This is a genomic window from Bradyrhizobium sp. B120, assembly GCF_049075665.1.
In the GTDB taxonomy this organism is placed as follows: Bacteria; Pseudomonadota; Alphaproteobacteria; order Rhizobiales; family Xanthobacteraceae; genus Bradyrhizobium.
Genome location: NZ_CP185242.1, coordinates 516,233 through 533,258, shown reverse-complemented (window position 1 = coordinate 533,258; position 17,026 = coordinate 516,233). Strand labels below are relative to the sequence as shown.

The window sequence follows — 17,026 nt, the reverse complement described above, 5'->3', positions numbered from 1 at the left end:
TGTTTAACCTATTCGACCTAGCCTGAACGGCCGAAACAGGGCCCGGCTTGATGTTCGCAACTACCCTCGAAGCCATTCGGTCGACCACGTCGAAGCGGACCGCTTATATCCGCGGAATCCTCGCGCTCCTGGCCGTCGCTATCGTCTTCAAGGCGGTGTGGCTCGCTCAAGTCGGGCTCGGGCATGGCCGCGAGCTCGTCGACTTTGCCGCCTTCTACATCACCGCAAAGCTGGTGTGGCTGGGCACCGTGGATGAGGCCTATCAGTTCGCGAAGCTCATCGTCATCCAGAGGGAGGCATCGGGCGGGCACGAAGGTTTCATGTCGTGGACCTACCCGCCGCAGTTCAGCCTGCTGCTGGCGCCGTTCGCGCTGATCCCGGTCGGGATTGCCTATTTGCTGTTCGCCGCCTCGACGCTGACGCTCTACCTTGCCGTGCTGCGCCGCCTCGCAGGCGAGAACTTTGTGCTCGTGCTCATCGTGTTCTTTCCGACCATCGGGATCACGCTGGCCTGCGGACAGAACGGCCTGCTGACCGCCGCGCTGATCGGAATGGTCTGCCTGTTTATTGAAGAGCGGCCGGCCCTCGCCGGGGCCGCCCTCGGTCTGATGATCATCAAGCCGCATCTCGCGATCGCGTTCGCGGTCTACGCCGTGCTGCGGCGGTCCTGGATCGTGGTGATAACTGCGGCCGCCGTCGTGCTGATCAGCTCAGCGATCTGCACGGCGGTTTTCGGCGTGGAGATCTGGAGCGCGTTCCTGCAGAGCGTACGCGACTCGTCGGTGTTCCTTGAGCAAGGAAATTACCCGATGCATCGCATGATCTCGATCTATGCCGCGTTGCGAACGGCAGGGATGTCCGCGTCGGCGGCGTTTGTTGCCCAAGGCACTGTTGCGGTCCTGGCGCTTGCCGTCGTTCTCATCGCCGCCTTCCGGGCGATGCCCGCGCGCGAGCGCCTCGGCCTCGTCGCGATCGTGTCGGTCTGCATCAGCCCTTACGCTTACGATTACGACTTTCTGATCTTCAGTGTCGGCCTGGCGCTGCTGTTGCCGGCGCTGCTGGCGAGCGCGCGTGAATGGGAACGGGGCATCATCTACGCCTTGCCGATTCCGATCGGAGCGTTTGGCTACCTGCAAGCGACACAGATGACGACCGCTCACCCGGGCGAGCCGTCGCTCGGCACGCTCTCGATCGGTGGCTTCGCGATCGTTCCGCTGATCGCGCTCGTTGTCGGAATTGTGCTGCTGCGCAGCTCAGGGACGGAAGCGGTCAGTGGATCGACCGTCAGATGCGCATCCGCTTGAAGATCGCCTCCGGCAGCGCGCAGATGATCGTCATCACCAGCCAAAATCGTCTGGCCACATAGATCACGTCCCGCGGCCTCGTCACGTCGGCCCGGTAGATATCCTCCGCAACCCGCTCCGGCTGCACGGTCAGGGGCGCCGGCAGCTTCATATGCGCCGTCATCTTGGTGCGCACGAATCCGGGCTTGACGGTGACGACGCGGACCTTGCCCGCGAGCGCCAGTCGGTTGCGCAGGCCGGACAGGAATTGCGTGAAGCCGGCCTTGGCCGCGCCGTAGTAGTAGTTCGACGCCCGCCCGCGATCGCCGGCGACCGAGCTGACCCCGACGATCGTTCCCGAGCCGCGCGCCGCGAAGGCTTGCGCAAACCGTTCGAGCAGCAGGCTCGGTGCCTCGAAATTGGTCCGCAGGATTGTCGTCGCAAGCTCGGGATCGGTCTGGGCCCGCAGCTGATCGCCGAGCTCTCCGACAACGCACACGACGGTGTCCGGAAGCACGGAAAGGCCTGCGACGAAGCCGGCAAGCTGCCCGGTCTGCAGCACGTCGAGCGGTAGAACCGTCGTTTCGACGCCAGCTCGCGTCCTGATATCGTCGGCGTTGCGCTGCGCGGCCGCAAGATCGCGGGCGGCGAGCGTCACGCGCCACCCCTCCTTTGCATAACGCAGCGCGGTTGCGTGCCCGATATCCGAGCTGCCGCCAATCACCAGAATTGATTTTGTGCCGGTCATCAAATTCCAAGCCGTGCTGAAAGATGCGACACAAGGCGCGTGGTCGCCCCGGTCTGCTGGCGGATGTCCCGCAGGGCCGCAAGGCCGGGATATCCGGATTCGAATGTCGCGCGGGATTGCCGCGCGTCCTTGGCGAGGTAGAGCCGGCCGCCGGCATCGACCACCAGCGCGTCGAGCTGGTCAAGAAACGCGAACAGCGTGTCGCTGACGGGAAAGTCCATCGTCAGGGTGTAGCCGCGCAGCGGAAACGACATCGGCCCGCCGCCATCGCCGAGCTGCTTGAGCACGGCAAGAAACGACGCATCGCCGCGCCGGGATACCCTATCGAGGATGTCGGCAAGCACGCGGCGGGCATGCTCGAGCGGGATCACGCATTGATACTGCACGAAGCCGCGCCGGCCGTAGATCCTGTTCCAATCGGAGATCGCATCGAGCGGGAAGAAGTAGGGATCCCAATGCACGAGCCGCGGCTCGCCCTGATGCGCCGCGCCGCGGCGGAAATACAGCTCGTTGAACACCCGCATCGATGTGCGATTGAGCAGCCATCCGGGAAACAGCTCCGGCACCGACAGACGCTGGGTGCGAGGGCTGGGGAACGGCGCGAGGCCGGGCCCCAGCATCTCCATGTCGCGGCGCGTCGCGTGCTCGGCCAGATAGACCAGCGAGCGTCCGAGCGCCGCGCCGCGGGCAAGGCAATCGATCCACGCGACCGAATAGGTCGAGGACGCGCTGCCCTCCAACTGATCGATCGCCGCGTCGAGATTGCCGGCGACGCGCGTGTCTTGCCGCAGCCAGGCCGTCTCGATCGGGAGCAGCTGCAGTGTCGCGTCGAGGATCATGCCGGTCAGGCCCATGCCGCCCAGCGTCGCCGCGAACAGCGCAGCGTTTCCCGACCTCGAGCAGGAAACGATCTCACCGCCCGGCAGCGCGAGGCGAAATGAATCGACCATGGTGCCGAAGCCGCCGTCGCGATGGTGGTTCTTGCCATGAACGTCGGCTGCGATCGCGCCCCCGACCGTCACGAATTTCGTGCCGGGCACGACTTTCAGGAAGAAGCCGCGCGGCTCGAACGCGGCAAGGATGTCGGCGATGGTCACGCCGGCTTCGACCGTTAATTGGGCCGTTGCGGCATCGAAGCTTCGCATCCGGTTCAGGCCGCGCGACGAGATCGTGGCTTGCGTGCCGATCGCGGCATCGCCATAGGCGCGTCCCGCTCCGCGCGCGATGACACCGGACCGCCCGAGCAGATCATCGCGTGCGGCCGCAGGCGTCGGCGGCGCCAGCAGTTCGGTCGATACCTTGGGATAGTTGCCCCAGCCGGAGAGCCGAATTCCGCCCGGATCGGAGGTCGCCATCACGCGTCCTGGCAAGGCAGCCACCGGCATCGCTAGATGGCGGCGAGCATGATGACGCCGATCGCGCCAAGCGCGACCCAGCTGGCGCGATCCCGGAGCGCGAACATCACCGGGTCATCATCGATCAATCCGCGCTGCGCGAACAGCATCACGCGGCCGATCCAGTACATCAGGATCGGACAGCAGACCCAGAGCAGCTGCGGATGGCTGTAGAGCGCGCGAACCGTATCGGACGAGATGTAGAGCGTGAAGATCACGACGGCGTTGAAGCCCGACGCGGCCGCGAGGATCGCGACCATCGACTTGTCTTCGATCCGGTAACCGCGCGCCGCCAGCACCGCGCCGTCCGGCTGGCTCGCGAGCTCGATGTGGCGCTTCACCAGCGCCAGCGACATGAAGATGAACAGCGAGAACGCCAGCAGCCATTCCGACATCGGCACGCTGATCGCGACCGCGCCGCCGATCACGCGGACGGTGTAAAGCGTCGCCAGCACGACGACATCGACGATCGCGATGCGCTTGAGCCACAGCGAATAGGAGGTGGTCAGCGCGAAATAGCCGAGCAGGACGCCGGCGAAGGCGACCGATATGCACAATGCGATCGCAAACGCGGCGACCAGCGCGGGGGCCATCGCACCCGCAGCTTGCGTCGCCGCGATGGCGCCGCTTGCGATCGGACGGCTGCGCTTGGCCGGATGGGCGCGGTCGGCCTTGATGTCGATAATGTCGTTCAGGATGTAGGCGGCCGACGCACAGAGCGAGAATGCGATCACCGCAAACAGCGACGTCGCCGCCGACCCCGGTGCAAATTTATGCGCGGTCAGCAGCGGCACCAGCACGAGGGCGTTCTTCGCATATTGATGCACCCGAAGCAGCTTCAGCCAGCTGCGCACACCGGCCGGCGCGGGTGCAGCCGGGGCGGCTCGACCGGGGCGCGCCACGCGTGACGCGAAGCCGGGCAGCGCAACCGCTTCGCTGCCGATGTAGTCGAAGCCCTGCCGGAGCACCGGCGGCAGGTCGTCGCTCCGCGAAGCCGGCGAACGGCCGCCCGAAGCGGCAGCCCAGGCCGTGAAGACGCCGAGATGCTGGGCAACGGCGCTGACGAACGGCTCGGGATGGGTTTCCGAACAGAGATAGACCGGGCGGCCTTCGCCCAGCACCTGCAAGAGAAAGGTCACAGCGTCGTGCTCGAACCGCGCGCGGGATGGATTCACGCCCGATGTATCGGCAATACGCGCTGCCAGTCCGAAAGCGGTGGCAATCGCCGTGGTGACGGCGCGAAAGCGGCTTGTGATCTCGGAAGCGATATCCGCCGGGAAGGAGCTTCCGGGAATCATCACCTCGTCGACATCGACGACAAGCGGCCGGCCCTTCGAGCGCAGCGGATCGCGAACGGCGTCGCTGCCGCCCTCTTCAACCCGTTCTGGAACGCTGGCTCGCATGCGCGCGGTCTTCCGGTGGCCCCCTCCCCATTGTCCCGGGCTTTCCCTAATTTGGGGTGAACTGAGGCGGCTGACGCCCGCAGGCCGGGCCGGGGCCCGTTGCGCAGAGGCCGTTGCGGCTTCGATGAGAGGTGAAGAGGGCGCCCATGGCGCAGGCGCAGCCAGGCGAAAAATGGCGATCCCGGGAAGACTCGAACTTCCGACCTACGGTTTAGGAAACCGTCGCTCTATCCGGCTGAGCTACGGGACCGCACCGCCCGTAAGCCGAAACATGCGGGCGTCTCCATCCCCATAGCAGAGGTGCCGAATGATCGCCAGCCCGCGCCATATCGGGCGTGCGCGAAGTTGCGCTGACCTCGGCGCTGCGCGCGCTACGCCACCTGCCGGGCCGGATTCGCGGCGGCATTCGCCGCGCCGGCCCGGCGCGGCGGCAGAAACTCGATCGCCTCATCCTTCAGCGAACCGAAACGCAGCGTCACGATATCGAGCGCATAGTTCTGGTAAAGCCGCCACGGCCGACGCGAGCCCTGCTTGGGGAACCTGGCGGCGGCGCGCTGGATATAGCCCGAGGAGAAATCCACCCAGGGCAGTTCGGTCACCGTCGGATCGTTCCGCCGCGGCGTCACTTGCGCGTAGCCATTCGCCTTCATGTGGTTGAGCATGCGGCAGACATATTCGCAGCTCAGGTCGCATTTCAGCGTCCAGGACGCGTTGGTGTAACCGAAGGCGGCGGCGAGGTTCGGCACGCCCGAATACATCAGCCCCTTGTAGTTCATGGTCTTCGACAGATCGACCGGCACGCCGTCGACCTTGATCTCGAGCCCGCCGAGCACCTGCAGATCGAGGCCGGTCGCGGTCACCACGACGTCAGCGTCGAGCACATTGCCGCTCTTGAGCTTGATGCCCCCACGCGTGAAGCTCTCAATCTGGTCGGTCACGACAGACGAGCCGCCACTGCGCAGCGATTGAAAGAGATCGCCGTTCGGCACCAGGCAGAGCCGCTGGTCCCACGGATTGTAGCTCGGCGTGAAATGGGTGGCGACGTCGTAATCGGGGCCGAGCGCGTGGCGCACGCCGCCGAGGATCAGCTTCTTCACGCGCTCCGGATCGCGCTTGCAGAGCCGGTAGAAATACATGCCGAACAGCACGTTCTTCCAGCGCGTGAGGCCGTAAGCGAGCTTGGCCGGCAACCGCGCCCGCAGCCAGTCGGCGACCTTGTCCTCGTCGGGCCGCGCCACGACATAAGTCGGCGAACGCTGCAGCATCGTGACATGGGCTGCGGTCTTGGCCATTTCCGGCACCAGCGTCACCGCGGTCGCGCCGCTGCCGATCACCACCACCTTCTTGCCGGCATAGTCGATGTCATCGGTCCACTTCTGCGGATGGACGACGCGGCCGGCGAAATCGGCGATGCCGGGGAAGTCAGGCGTGTAGCCGTGCTCATATTTGTAGTAGCCGCTGCACATGAACAGGAAGCTGCACGTGAGCCGCTCGATCGTCTTCTCCGGCCCGCGCTCGACTTCGACCGTCCATTGCGAGTCGGCCGACGACCAGTCGGCACGCACGACGCGGTGGTCGAAGCGGATGTTCTTGTCGATGCCGTACATGCGCGCGGTCTCGCGCACATAATTCAGGATCGACGGACCGTCGGCGATCGCTTTCGGTTCGGTCCACGGCCGGAACGAGTAGCCGAGCGTGTACATGTCGGAGTCGGAGCGGATGCCGGGATAGCGAAACAGGTCCCAGGTCCCGCCGATGCAATCGCGCCCTTCGAGAATGGCGTAGCTGCGGTCCGGGCAGTTGGTCTGCAGATGATAGCCGGCACCGATGCCCGACAGCCCGGCACCCACGATCAACACGTCGAAATGAGCAGACATGCCCTGACCCTCCCGCGGCAGAATTGACAATCCTTATTGTCAGATAACTTGACATCTGACAATGGCTCGTGTCAATACACATTTCATGGCAAGCAGCCGGAAAGCCCGCCTCTATGGCGGTATGGATGCCGAGGAACGCCGCGCCGAGCGGCGGCTGAAGCTGATCGATGCGGCGATCGAGGTCTATGGCGAGGTCGGCTATCGCGGCGCCACCGTGAAGGCGATCTGCGAGGCGGCCGAGCTCACCGAACGCTATTTCTACGAATCCTTTGCCAACAGCGAAGCCCTGCTGATCGCCGCCTACAACCACGTCGTCGGCCACCTCCACGAGGAGATGACGGCGGCCGCGGCGGCCGCCGGCGGCGATGCCGAGATGAGGCTGCGCGCCGCGCTGACGCTGTATTTCACCCGTTTGAAGGAGCACCCGAAGCCCGCGCGGGTCTTCCTGCTCGAGATTTCCGGAATCAGTCCGGCGGTCGATGCCGTCAAGCTCGACGCCCTGCGCGTCTTCAGCGACATCCTGGTGCCGCCGACGCTTGATCCCAAACACGGCGACAAGGCCGCGGCCGCCACGCTGCTCTCGATCGGCATGGTCGGCGCGGTCATCTCGATCGCGCTGCGCTGGGTCTCGAAGCAATATCCGCAAGCCGTCGAGGACGTCGTCGCGATCGCCGCCGGCTTCTGCCGCGTGGCATTGACCGAGGCCGATCGCCGCCGGGATCTGCATTTGCTGTAGCGGCGGGCTCGCACCCCTCGCCGATTTTCGATCATGTTTCGTCCGGGTTTGCGGGCCCGGCCTTCGGCCGCGCCGCTGATTTAACTTGCATATCTGGCGGTCCGGGCTTTCTTATGCACGGTACCGGGAGCAACAGGTTCGACCTGTTTCGTCCTGTGAAACAACAAAATCAACATCAGGCGGAGCTGAGCCTTTGGTCGACGTGCACCGGCTGGACGACGTAACCGCGCGCCTTGGCGACGTGGTTCTCGATCCCGCGACCTGGCCGTCCTTCATGGACGAGGTCTGCGCGGCCGTCGGCGCGACCGGGGCTGCGATGCTTCAGAGCGATATCCGCACCGAAGACATTCCGCGCACGCAATCGATCACCGACTATTTCACCAAGACCTACTTCCCGCAGAATTTTCATCTCACCGACATTCGCGCGGCACGCGGCGTGCCGCTGATGCTGGCCGGCACCAACGTCATCACCGACGCCGACCTGTTCGGCGGCGAAACCGAGATGCTGCGCGACCCGCTCTATGCCACGCTCGGCGAGTTCGGGCTGAAATGGTTCGCGGGGATCGGCTTCCGCGCCGGCCCGGCATTGTGGGCGCTGAGTATCCAGCGCACGCCAAAGGAAGGCATGTTCGACACCGACGAGGTCAAGGCGCTCTCGCGCGTGTCGGCGCGGCTCACCGAAGCCGCGACGCTCTCCACCGTCGTCGGCCGCTCCGCGATCTCCGGCATCACCAGTGCGCTCGACCTGATCCAGGTCGCGGCGATTGCCGTCGGCCGCTTCGGCGCCGTCATCGGCATGAACAGCCAGGCGGAAGCCTGCCTCGGCCATGACCTTGCGATCCGCAACAACCGCCTCACCCTGCTCGACCGGCAGGCCAATACCGACCTGACCAGGCTGATCGATCTGCTGGCCCACAGCTCGGACCTGCATCCGCTCCCGACATCGCCGATCGTGGTGCGCAGGATCGACAAGCGGCCGATCGTGATCCAGATGCAGCCGGTGCCTCCCGCCGCACGCTCACCGTTCCTGGGCGCGCGCGCGATCCTGTTGATCCGCGATCTCGAGGGCAATGCCGCATTCGATCAGGCGCTGCTGGCGGCGGCGTTCGAGCTGACGCCGGCCCAGGCGCGCCTCGCCACGCGACTTGCGCGCGGCGATTCGGTCGAGGCGGCCGCACAGGAAGCCGGCATTGCCCTTGCCACCGCGCGCAATCAGCTCAAGACGATTTTCCAGAAGACCGGCACGCATCGGCAGGCGGAACTCGTCGCATTGCTGCACCGGGTGAAATGAACGATTCGAGGCGAATTGTTCGGATGTTCAGTCGCGCTCGAATGAGAATTCGATAGATATTCCAATACCGCACGGCTGTGTTCCATCAGACACAGCGCCATGAGCGTCATTCCACAAGTCAGGGAAATCGTCGGGTTCCTGGGTGACAAGCGTCACTAAAATGGCGACAATCTGACTACTCTGTGTCGTTCGGATTTGGTTGCAATGTCCGTGATGCCATCACGATCATCGACGTTGGCTGTTGCCGCTTTTGTCGCCGCGTTCGCGCTGGCGCCGTTGAGCGCGCACGCGCAATGGTGGCGGAGCGCGCCGAAGGATTTTGAGGATTGCGCCGACCTCGCCGAGAAGGCGAAGTCCAAAGAAGACAAGACCGCGCAACTCGCCGACTGCAATGCCAAGTTTGCCGGACGCCGCAAGCCCGGCGGCGGCTACACCTATTACGACTTCATGCAGGACCGCAGCTTCGACATCGCCGGCCCCAATCCGACGCCGGACGAGCAGAGGAAGATCGACCAGGAATATACCGGCTATCTCGAGAAAGAGCGCCGCTCCAGCATCGTCGCGGCGTTCAATGCCAAGCAGCTCGAGCGGCAGGAAAAGCAGCAGGTGCGGCCGCCACAGCTTCAGCAGGCGTCGCTGCACAGCGAGCCAGTGCACAACGAGCCGGAGAAAGTCCCGGCCCCGGTCGCACGGCCGGTCAAGCCGCGGGGTGCTGCAGCCCCTCTTCCCAGGGTACGGCCGCAGGCGGCGAGTTGCGTGAAGGGTACGTTCTCCTGCGACTGGCCGCGGCTCTCCGACGGACTGAACGATCTGAAGAAGCTGTTTACGCCGGCATCGCCGCCGCCGACCAAGCTCGCGAAGCGAAACTGACGCTAGAGCACTTCGGTTCTGATTGAATCAGAACCGAAGCGCTCTGGATTCTTGTTTTGACGCGTTTTCTTCGAACTGGCGTCCAGTTCGCTCGAAAACGCTATGGTCAATCGGTAATCACCATCGCCCAGAACCGGCGGTACGGCGACTTGGGATTGTCGACGAAGGCCACACCGACGCGTTTCGCGCCCGGCATCAAGAGATTCTCGCGATGCCCCGCCGAGTTCTCCCACTGCTTCAGCATCTCGGCGAAGGCGATGAAGCCGGCGCCGATATTTTCTGCGGCGCGCTGCTTCTTCAGCGGCGCGATGCGGGTGAAGAAGCTGCCGCCCGCGGAGTGGCTGACCGATCCGGTCGCCGACATCGCCTGCGCCTGCTTCAGCGCCATCGCATTCAGCTTCGCGTCGAGCTTCACCGCGGGCATATGGTTGGCGCGCCGGTAGGCACTGATCGAACCGGCATAGTCGGCGGCGTCGGCAGCCGTCGTGATGCCGAGCACGACGGCGAGCGCGAGGAACAGCAACTTCATCTGAGGTCTTCTCTGCAATGGATCAGTGCGCGCGATCGCGCTTGTGGTGTCGATGCGTAACCGGTTTGCGCGCAGGCCTGACCGATTGGCTCGACGCCGCCGCCGCGCGCTGCTCCTGCAAACGCGCGTCATAGCCCGGCGAAGGTGTCACGGTCGGCGGCGCCGCGCGCACCGGGCCGAAGCCAAGGGCAACAAGCGTGAGCAGCATGATGCAGGATCGTTTCATGATGTCACCTCCTCGGTTATCCGAACGCTATGCCAGACGATCGTCGGCGCTCACGGTCAGCGCCCATCGCGAACCTGCTCCGGCGTCAGCCCCGGCGAGCCCTTGCCGTCGGCCTCCGCCTTGCGGATCAGCGCGATGACGCGGCGCGACAGCGGGGCCTCGAGGCCGCGGCGATCCGCGATCGCGGTAATCACGCCCTGCAGATAGTCGATCTCGGTGCGCCGGCCACGCTGCAGATCCTCCCACATCGACGAGCGCGCTTCGGGATCGATCTTCATGGTGCGGCCGAGCAGCATGTCGAACAGCGCGTCCGGCAGCCGCAACAATGCCGGCATCCAGCTCGAAGGCAGCGGCGTCGGCGACACCGGCACAATCCCTTCGGCGCGAATCGCGGCCAAACCCTCGACCATTTGATCGGCGAACAGTTGTCGCCAGCCGCGCTGTGCGAGCTGCTGCCGCAGCGGAACATTGGACAGCGCATTGAGCGCGTTGTTGAGATTGACGATCAGCTTGCCCCACTGCACGCCATCGATGTTGGAGGTCGCCTTCATCGCAAGGCCCGGCACCGAGAGCCGTTCCGCGGTGCCGGCATCGTCCTGCGCGATCACGATGTCGCCCGAGGTCGAGCGATGGAAGCGGCCGTCGCCGAGCGCGACCACATTGAACGGCACCATGCCGCCGAGCACCTTGCGGCCCGGCAGGCGATCGCGCAGCAGCGGCACATTGCCGACGCCGTTCTGCAGGCTGATCACGGCGGCATCGGCAGCCGCGTGGCGTGCGATCAGTTCGGCGATCTCGGCTGTATCGGCGCTCTTCACCGTCACCAGCACTGTCTCGACGTCGCGCAGGATCGACGGATCGTCGGACAGAACGAGCCGGTCCGCGGATACCATCCGCTCCGAGCCGTCGAAACTGCTGACCCGCAAGCCGTTGCCTGCGATCTCCTGGATCAGCCGCGGCCGCGCCAGCAGCGCGACGCGGCGGCCGGACGCAGCCAGCATGCCGCCGACGAAGCAACCGATGCTTCCGGCGCCCGCGATGCCGATCGGCCGGTCCGCGCTCATCTGGCTAAACGTCCGTTCATCATCATGGCTCGATAGCAGACCTCGATAGCAGACCTGGGGTTGCCTGCCTATTTCCACGCGCCGCCGCCCGGGTGGCCCGCCTTGTAACCGTCATGGCCGGAAGCTATGTTTCCGGCTCGGGGCACAGTTGCGGCAGGAGACGATCATGGGTTTACTCGACGTACTCAACGGCATGCAGAACGGCCCCCGCGGTCCAAGCGCGCCAAGCACCCCATCCGACAGCTCAAGCGGCGGCGGCAGCGGCATGTCGCCGATGACGATGGCCATCCTGGCGTTGCTGGCCTGGAAGGCGGTCAAGCATTTCTCCGGCGGCCAACCGGGCGCGACCGCGCCTCAGCCGACACCGGCGCAGGCGCCGTCGCTCCCCGGCAACGTCACCGCGAGCCTGCCCGGCGGCGCCGGTGGTGGCGGGCTCGGTGATCTGCTCAAGGGCGGCCTTGGCGGCCTGCTCGCCGGCGGCGCAGCCGGCACCGTGCTCAGCGGCGGCCTCGGCGATCTGCTCAGCCAATTGCAGCAGAAGGGCCATGGCGACACGGCCAATTCCTGGGTCAGCAACGGCCCCAACAAGCAGATCGCGCCCGGCGATCTCGCCAATGCGCTCGGCGCCGACCAGATCGACTCGCTGGCGTCGCAGAGCGGCATGTCGCGCGACCAATTGCTGCAGGGCCTGAGCCAGTATCTGCCCGACGCGATCAATCATCTGACGCCGGACGGCCGGCTGCCGAGCGGCGACGAGCTGAACGGCCGGCTTTAGCGCCAGCGTTGATTCCATCTGAGGAGGACGACAGTCATGGGCGGCATCATCTGGGTCATCATCGTCGGTTTTGTCGCGGGGATCATCGCGCGGCTCCTGTCGCCGGGACCGAATAATCCAAGCGGCTTTATTCTCACCACCGTGCTCGGCATCGCCGGCGCGTTTCTCGCGACCTTCATCGGCCAGGCCATCGGCCATTACGGTCCTGAACAGGGCGCCGGCTTCATCACCGCCACGATCGGCGCACTGGTGGTGCTGTTCATCTGGAACCGGCTGGTCGCGGCGCGCGTGATCCCGGATTTAGGAAACAAGTGACGCCATCCCGGAGCGATGCGAAGCATCGAATCCGGGATCTCGAGATTCCCCGGCGCGCAATTGCGCACCTGAGGTTCGATGCTTGCGCATCGCCCCGGAATGACGGAATAAGCACAAAGCTGTATCAACATGAAAATGCCCGGGCCATGCCCGGGCATTTTCGTTTCTGCAATCACTCCGACGACGTGGGCGGCTAGCTCACTGAATGAGATGCATGCCGGCGTCCATGCGGACGAATTCGCCGGTCATGTTGCTCGACGCCGGGCTCGCCAGGAAGCAGACCAGGTTGGCGATATCCTCGGCCGTTGACGCGACCTTCAGCGGCACGCGCGCGACCACGGTATCACGCACCTGCTTGGCGCCCGCCTCGCCACGACCCTTGGTGAACCAGGGCGTATCGATATAGCCCGGACACACCGTGTTGACGCGGATCAAGGGCGCCAGCGCGCGCGCCAGCGACTGCGTCATGGTGTTGAGCGCGCCCTTGCTCGCGGCATAGGCGACCGACGAACCGCCGCCGGAAATGCCGGCGACCGAGGAAATGTTCACCACCGCCGACGGAAGACCGGATGCCTTCGCGCCGGCTTCGAGCAGCGCACGCGCGGCACGGACCATCTGGAACGGGCCGATGGTGTTGACGGCATAGATGCGCTGGAAATCCTCCGCCGTCAGGCCGTCGAGATCGTGATGCGGCACATGCTTGGTGGTGCCGGCATTGTTGACCAGCACGTCGAGGCGGCCCCAGCCCTGCGCGGCGGCTGCGATCTTCTTGCAGTCCTCATCGCGCGAGACGTCGCCCTGCACCACCAGCACCTCGGCACCCTGCTTGCGGCAGGCTTCCGCGGTCGCCTCGGCTTCCGCCTTGCTGTTGGAATAGTTGATGATGAGGCGCGCGCCCCGCGTGGCGAGGATTTGCGCGGTGGCGGCGCCGAGGCCCGATGCCGATCCCGTCACGATCGCGCACAAACCATCCTTGGACATCTGCATTTTCCTTGTTGTTGTGAGCCAGATGAACTCCGGCGGCGGCATACCATATCGCGCGGGATGCCATCTGCAAACCGCGCCAAGACCTCACGGACAGGGCCTCACATATACGCGTTCGGGCCCTTTTGCAGGCCGGCCCATTGTGCATCGTCATGACCGCAGATGATCTTGACGCCGGATGCCTCGAGCCTCGCGATCTCGTCGAGCGAGTGCAGGAACTGGTCGACGTCGAGGCTGTTCCTCGGTGAGGTCCGCTGATCGAGATTGGCGCGCACGCTGAGCGCGTCGGACGCGAGCAAATATTCGCCGCTCTGATCCAGCTTGACCAGCGCGCCGGTCGTCCCCTTCGAATGTCCCGGCAGCGGCACCAGCGTCAGCTTGCCATCCCCGAACACATCCATCTGCCGGTCGAAGATTTCCATCTTCAGCGGATGATCCCAATCCGCCTTGATGTATCCGCGATCGAGCGCGTTATCCGCGTTCGCGGCCTCGACCTCGAGCGCGTGAACGAAGATCGTCGCCATCTTGAAGAAGGCGTTGCAGCCGCAATGATCGGTGTGCAGGTGAGAGCAGATCACCACGTCGATATCGTCGGGGCCAAGGCCAACCGCCTTCAGGCTCGTCAGTACATGATCGTCTGCCGGCATGATCGGCTGCATGTATTTGGCGAGCGTGCCGAGCCGCCCTTCGGGATCGGTCGCGACATCGGGATGGCATCCGGTGTCGAACAGCACATTGCCCTGCGTGTGCCGCAACAGCACGCAGGACACCGGCAGATCGATCATCTCGCCGCGTGCCGCATCAGGCAGATAGGTCCGCCTCGACATCCGCAGACGTCCGCCCGACAACATATGCATCTTCATGCAAGCCACCTCCGATCCCGGCCTCAAGCTAAGCATGAGTTCATCAGAACTCATATGCTTCTCGCTCGACCCGGTCACGCCGGGCGCGGGCGTCGTCGGCCCGAACCTGCCGCCGATCGCAGTGGGCGATCGAGTTTCATCTGGCGGACTGAACGCATGTCGCCGCCCAATTTGCTTCCGCGCGTGGCATACAAACCGAGGCGGTCGAAAGTTCACTATGCGGAATTCATGCGCCCGGTCCGGCTTCATGCCATCCGTGCAAGTGGCCCTGCGGGCAACGCTTGTCACGGCTATGGCTTTTCCGCATCATTGAGCGCAAGACATCATCGCAAGCAGGGCCGGCCGAACGGCGAGCCCCAAGCCAATCAACACGAGGAACGCTGTGGCGGAGAGTGAGAACATCGTCGCCGAGACCGCGGAAAAGATTTTCGCCGATCTCGCGGATGCCCAAACCATCAATCACGACAAGCAGGGCGCATGGAAGGCGCCGCTGTGGCGGGCGCTGACCGAAGCCGGCCTGCCGCTGTCCTGGGTGCCCGACGATCTCGGCGGTTCCGGAGCCAGTCTCGCGGAAGGTTTCAGCGTCCTCAACGTCGCCGGGCGGCATGCGATCGCTGTTCCGCTGGCCGAAACAATGCTGGCCGGCTGGCTGCTGACGCAAGGCAAGATCAGCTCCCCGGAAGGCGAGATGACGGTTGTCCCCGCGAGCCCGAAGGACCGCGTCACGGTTGGCGCCGACGGATCGCTCTCCGGCCGTGCCCGCGGCGTGCCGTTTGCCAAGGACGCAAAACATTTCGCGGTGCTGGCGAGCAGCAAGGACGGCATCTCGATCGCGCTGGTCGACGCCACGAAGTGCCGGATCGAATCCGGCATCGGGCTCGGCGGCGACCACAACGACACCGTCACGCTCGACAAGGTGCAGCCGGTCGCGACCAAATCGGCGCCTGATGGTTTTGACCAGACCACACTGATGCTGATGGGCGGCGTGGTGCGCTCGCTCCAGATCGCTGGCTCCCTGGAAGCGATGCTCGACATCTCGGTGCGCTATTCCAACGAACGCGTCGCCTTCGAGAAGAAGATCTCCAAGTTCCAGGCGGTGCAGCACAACCTCGCCCGCCTCGCCGGCGAGTCCGCCGCGGCGCTGGCCGCCGCGACCTCGGCGGCCGACACCATCGCCAGCGCCAAGTCGTTCGACAATGACGCGGTGTTCCTCGAAGCTGCGGCGGCAAAAATCCGTTGCTCGGAAGCGGCCGAGAAAGGCAGCGGCATCGCCCATCAGGTACATGGCGCGATCGGCTTCACCAACGAGCACATTCTGCACCGCTATTCGCTGCGCGCATTGGCGTGGCGTGACGATTTCGGCTCGGAGAGCTACTGGGCAGTCGAGCTCGGCAAGCTCGTCGCCGAGCGTGGCGCCGACGAATTGTGGCCGCTGGTGGCTTCGCGCTGAGATCAGGCAGAAAGATCAGGACTGGACATCATGACCGCAGCCCTTCGTTTCGATCCGATCCGCCTGCCGGAAAAGTGCGAGCAGCTCCGCAAGGAAGTGCGCGCCTTCCTCGCCGAGGAAATCGCCGCCGGCACCTTCGATCCTTACGCGCCGAACCGCGAGGACAATGACGCGCCGGAATTCTCCCGCCGCGTCGGCGCCAAGGGCTGGCTCGGCATGACCTGGCCGAAGAAATATGGCGGCCAGGAACGCTCGTTCCTCGAACGTTACGTGGTGACCGAGGAGATGCGGGTGGCGAACGCGCCGACCCGGCGCTTCTTCGTCGCCGACCGCCAGAGCGGGCCGGTGCTTCTGAAATACGCGCCCGAGCACATCAAGATGGACATCCTGCCGCGCATCTGCCGCGGCGAGATCTGCTTTGCCATCGGGATGAGCGAGCCGAACTCCGGCTCCGACCTGTTCGCGGCGAAGACCCGCGCCACCAAGACCGACGGCGGCTATCTGATCAACGGCACCAAGATCTGGACCTCGTCGGCGCACATCGCCGACTACATGATCGCGATCTTCCGCACCTCGCCGCCGACCAAGGAAAACCGCCGCCACGGCCTGACCCAATTCCTGGTCAAGATGAAGCAGCCGGGCATCCAGGTGAATCCGATCGGCCAGATCACCGGCCAGTTCGAGTTCAACGAGGTGGTGTTCACCGACTACTTCGTGCCCGACGATCACGTGCTGGGCGAGGTCGACGGCGCCTGGAAGCAGGCGACGTCCGAGCTCGCCTATGAACGCTCCGGCCCCGAGCGCTTCCTCGAAACGTACTATGTGCTCACCGAGCTGGTGCGTGCCGTCGGCAAGAACCCGGACACCCGCAGCGCCGAGGGCATCGGCCGGCTGGTCGCGCAAGTTCATACCATGCGCCGCATGTCGGTGTCGGTCGCGGGCATGCTGCAGGCCGGCAAGGAGCCGGTGGTGGAGGCCTCGATCGTCAAGGACATCGGCACGGTGTGGGAGCAGCAGCTGCCGCATCGCGTCCGCGACCTCGCGGCATTCGTCGAGGAGACCGCGACCAATCGCGAGACGCTGGAAAAGCAGCTCGATTTCGCCATCAAGACCGCGCCCAAGCTGACGATCCAGGGCGGCACCACCGAAGTGCTGCGCGGCATCATCGCCCGCGGCTTGGGCTTGCGCTGACCGCGCGGGCTCGCTTGCACAAATTCA

The 17,026-nt window shown here is 65.0% G+C and carries 17 protein-coding genes and 1 tRNA gene; 8 read left to right on the top strand and 10 right to left on the bottom strand.

Annotated elements, in window-relative coordinates; genetic code table 11:
- The first annotated feature begins 50 nt into the window (after positions 1-50).
- On the top strand, positions 51-1,304 hold the full coding sequence (locus ACOIX3_RS02450) for a glycosyltransferase family 87 protein (protein WP_420968234.1): 1,254 nt from the start codon (positions 51-53) through the stop codon (positions 1,302-1,304).
- Here ACOIX3_RS02450 and ACOIX3_RS02445 read toward each other — a convergent pair.
- The 5 genes from ACOIX3_RS02445 to ACOIX3_RS02425 form a co-directional block, all read right to left on the bottom strand.
- Complete coding sequence (locus tag ACOIX3_RS02445) at positions 1,285-2,031, bottom strand: SDR family oxidoreductase (protein WP_420968233.1); 747 nt, start codon at positions 2,029-2,031, stop codon at positions 1,285-1,287. The two genes, ACOIX3_RS02450 and ACOIX3_RS02445, sit on opposite strands and share 20 nt — an antisense overlap.
- Positions 2,031-3,386: an FAD-binding protein gene (locus ACOIX3_RS02440; RefSeq protein ID WP_420968232.1), complete on the bottom strand. Its 1,356-nt coding sequence runs from the start codon at positions 3,384-3,386 to the stop codon at positions 2,031-2,033. Before ACOIX3_RS02440 ends, ACOIX3_RS02445 begins: the two co-directional genes overlap by 1 nt.
- Positions 3,387-3,418: 32 nt before the next feature.
- Positions 3,419-4,828: a UbiA family prenyltransferase gene (locus tag ACOIX3_RS02435; RefSeq protein WP_420968231.1), complete on the bottom strand. Its 1,410-nt coding sequence runs from the start codon at positions 4,826-4,828 to the stop codon at positions 3,419-3,421.
- Between the two features lie 173 nt (positions 4,829-5,001).
- Positions 5,002-5,078: transfer RNA gene (locus ACOIX3_RS02430), tRNA-Arg, on the bottom strand.
- A 121-nt stretch (positions 5,079-5,199) separates the two neighbouring features.
- A complete protein-coding gene (locus tag ACOIX3_RS02425) occupies positions 5,200-6,705 on the bottom strand; it encodes a flavin-containing monooxygenase (protein ID WP_420968230.1) in 1,506 nt (501 codons plus the stop codon).
- A gap of 85 nt (positions 6,706-6,790) precedes the next feature.
- Between ACOIX3_RS02425 and ACOIX3_RS02420 the strand changes: the two genes are divergently transcribed.
- From ACOIX3_RS02420 to ACOIX3_RS02410, 3 genes are all read left to right on the top strand, one after another.
- Complete coding sequence (locus tag ACOIX3_RS02420; RefSeq protein WP_420968229.1) at positions 6,791-7,441, top strand: TetR/AcrR family transcriptional regulator; 651 nt, start codon at positions 6,791-6,793, stop codon at positions 7,439-7,441.
- Between the two features lie 193 nt (positions 7,442-7,634).
- A complete protein-coding gene (locus ACOIX3_RS02415; protein WP_420968228.1) occupies positions 7,635-8,732 on the top strand; it encodes a helix-turn-helix transcriptional regulator in 1,098 nt (365 codons plus the stop codon).
- 213 nt (positions 8,733-8,945) lie between these two features.
- Positions 8,946-9,602: a hypothetical protein gene (locus ACOIX3_RS02410; RefSeq protein WP_420971955.1), complete on the top strand. Its 657-nt coding sequence runs from the start codon at positions 8,946-8,948 to the stop codon at positions 9,600-9,602.
- A gap of 106 nt (positions 9,603-9,708) precedes the next feature.
- Here the strand turns inward: ACOIX3_RS02410 and ACOIX3_RS02405 are convergent, their stop codons facing one another.
- From ACOIX3_RS02405 to ACOIX3_RS02395, 3 genes are read right to left on the bottom strand one after another with little or no spacing between them, the layout of a single operon-like run.
- Entirely contained in the window at positions 9,709-10,131 is a 423-nt protein-coding gene (locus ACOIX3_RS02405; protein WP_420968227.1) for a CAP domain-containing protein, read from the bottom strand.
- A gap of 22 nt (positions 10,132-10,153) precedes the next feature.
- A complete protein-coding gene (locus tag ACOIX3_RS02400; RefSeq protein ID WP_420968226.1) occupies positions 10,154-10,357 on the bottom strand; it encodes a hypothetical protein in 204 nt (67 codons plus the stop codon).
- Positions 10,358-10,413: 56 nt separating this feature from the next.
- Complete coding sequence (locus ACOIX3_RS02395) at positions 10,414-11,421, bottom strand: 2-dehydropantoate 2-reductase (protein ID WP_420968225.1); 1,008 nt, start codon at positions 11,419-11,421, stop codon at positions 10,414-10,416.
- A gap of 166 nt (positions 11,422-11,587) precedes the next feature.
- Here ACOIX3_RS02395 and ACOIX3_RS02390 point away from each other — a divergent pair, with 166 nt between their 5' ends.
- Both ACOIX3_RS02390 and ACOIX3_RS02385 read left to right on the top strand, forming a co-directional pair.
- Positions 11,588-12,196, top strand: a complete 609-nt coding sequence (locus ACOIX3_RS02390) for a YidB family protein (RefSeq protein WP_420968224.1) — start codon at positions 11,588-11,590, stop codon at positions 12,194-12,196.
- A 36-nt stretch (positions 12,197-12,232) separates the two neighbouring features.
- Positions 12,233-12,511, top strand: a complete 279-nt coding sequence (locus ACOIX3_RS02385; RefSeq protein WP_229171179.1) for a GlsB/YeaQ/YmgE family stress response membrane protein — start codon at positions 12,233-12,235, stop codon at positions 12,509-12,511.
- A gap of 198 nt (positions 12,512-12,709) precedes the next feature.
- Here ACOIX3_RS02385 and ACOIX3_RS02380 read toward each other — a convergent pair whose 3' ends face one another.
- Positions 12,710-13,492, bottom strand: a complete 783-nt coding sequence (locus ACOIX3_RS02380) for an SDR family NAD(P)-dependent oxidoreductase (RefSeq protein ID WP_420968223.1) — start codon at positions 13,490-13,492, stop codon at positions 12,710-12,712.
- Between the two features lie 104 nt (positions 13,493-13,596).
- Complete coding sequence (locus ACOIX3_RS02375) at positions 13,597-14,358, bottom strand: N-acyl homoserine lactonase family protein (RefSeq protein WP_420968222.1); 762 nt, start codon at positions 14,356-14,358, stop codon at positions 13,597-13,599.
- A 382-nt stretch (positions 14,359-14,740) separates the two neighbouring features.
- On the opposite strand from ACOIX3_RS02375, the gene ACOIX3_RS02370 reads away from it, so the two are divergent.
- Both ACOIX3_RS02370 and ACOIX3_RS02365 read left to right on the top strand, forming a co-directional pair.
- The gene (locus ACOIX3_RS02370; protein WP_420968221.1) at positions 14,741-15,808 is read left to right on the top strand and encodes an acyl-CoA dehydrogenase family protein; all 1,068 of its coding nucleotides are present in this window, start codon (positions 14,741-14,743) and stop codon (positions 15,806-15,808) included.
- 30 nt (positions 15,809-15,838) lie between these two features.
- The gene (locus tag ACOIX3_RS02365; protein WP_420968220.1) at positions 15,839-16,999 is read left to right on the top strand and encodes an acyl-CoA dehydrogenase family protein; all 1,161 of its coding nucleotides are present in this window, start codon (positions 15,839-15,841) and stop codon (positions 16,997-16,999) included.
- The last annotated feature ends 27 nt before the right edge of the window (positions 17,000-17,026 follow it).

Bases quoted from the DNA above. Each gene is read 5' to 3' on its own strand.
- ACOIX3_RS02450 (WP_420968234.1), top strand. From the start codon at position 51: ATGTTCGCAACTACCCTCGAAGCCATTCGGTCGACCACGTCGAAGCGG.
- ACOIX3_RS02445 (WP_420968233.1), bottom strand. From the start codon at position 2,031: ATGACCGGCACAAAATCAATTCTGGTGATTGGCGGCAGCTCGGATATC.
- ACOIX3_RS02440 (WP_420968232.1), bottom strand. From the start codon at position 3,386: ATGGCGACCTCCGATCCGGGCGGAATTCGGCTCTCCGGCTGGGGCAAC.
- ACOIX3_RS02435 (WP_420968231.1), bottom strand. From the start codon at position 4,828: ATGCGAGCCAGCGTTCCAGAACGGGTTGAAGAGGGCGGCAGCGACGCC.
- ACOIX3_RS02425 (WP_420968230.1), bottom strand. From the start codon at position 6,705: ATGTCTGCTCATTTCGACGTGTTGATCGTGGGTGCCGGGCTGTCGGGC.
- ACOIX3_RS02420 (WP_420968229.1), top strand. From the start codon at position 6,791: ATGGCAAGCAGCCGGAAAGCCCGCCTCTATGGCGGTATGGATGCCGAG.
- ACOIX3_RS02410 (WP_420971955.1), top strand. From the start codon at position 8,946: ATGCCATCACGATCATCGACGTTGGCTGTTGCCGCTTTTGTCGCCGCG.
- ACOIX3_RS02405 (WP_420968227.1), bottom strand. From the start codon at position 10,131: ATGAAGTTGCTGTTCCTCGCGCTCGCCGTCGTGCTCGGCATCACGACG.
- ACOIX3_RS02400 (WP_420968226.1), bottom strand. From the start codon at position 10,357: ATGAAACGATCCTGCATCATGCTGCTCACGCTTGTTGCCCTTGGCTTC.
- ACOIX3_RS02395 (WP_420968225.1), bottom strand. From the start codon at position 11,421: ATGAGCGCGGACCGGCCGATCGGCATCGCGGGCGCCGGAAGCATCGGT.
- ACOIX3_RS02390 (WP_420968224.1), top strand. From the start codon at position 11,588: ATGGGTTTACTCGACGTACTCAACGGCATGCAGAACGGCCCCCGCGGT.
- ACOIX3_RS02385 (WP_229171179.1), top strand. From the start codon at position 12,233: ATGGGCGGCATCATCTGGGTCATCATCGTCGGTTTTGTCGCGGGGATC.
- ACOIX3_RS02380 (WP_420968223.1), bottom strand. From the start codon at position 13,492: ATGTCCAAGGATGGTTTGTGCGCGATCGTGACGGGATCGGCATCGGGC.
- ACOIX3_RS02375 (WP_420968222.1), bottom strand. From the start codon at position 14,358: ATGAAGATGCATATGTTGTCGGGCGGACGTCTGCGGATGTCGAGGCGG.
- ACOIX3_RS02365 (WP_420968220.1), top strand. From the start codon at position 15,839: ATGACCGCAGCCCTTCGTTTCGATCCGATCCGCCTGCCGGAAAAGTGC.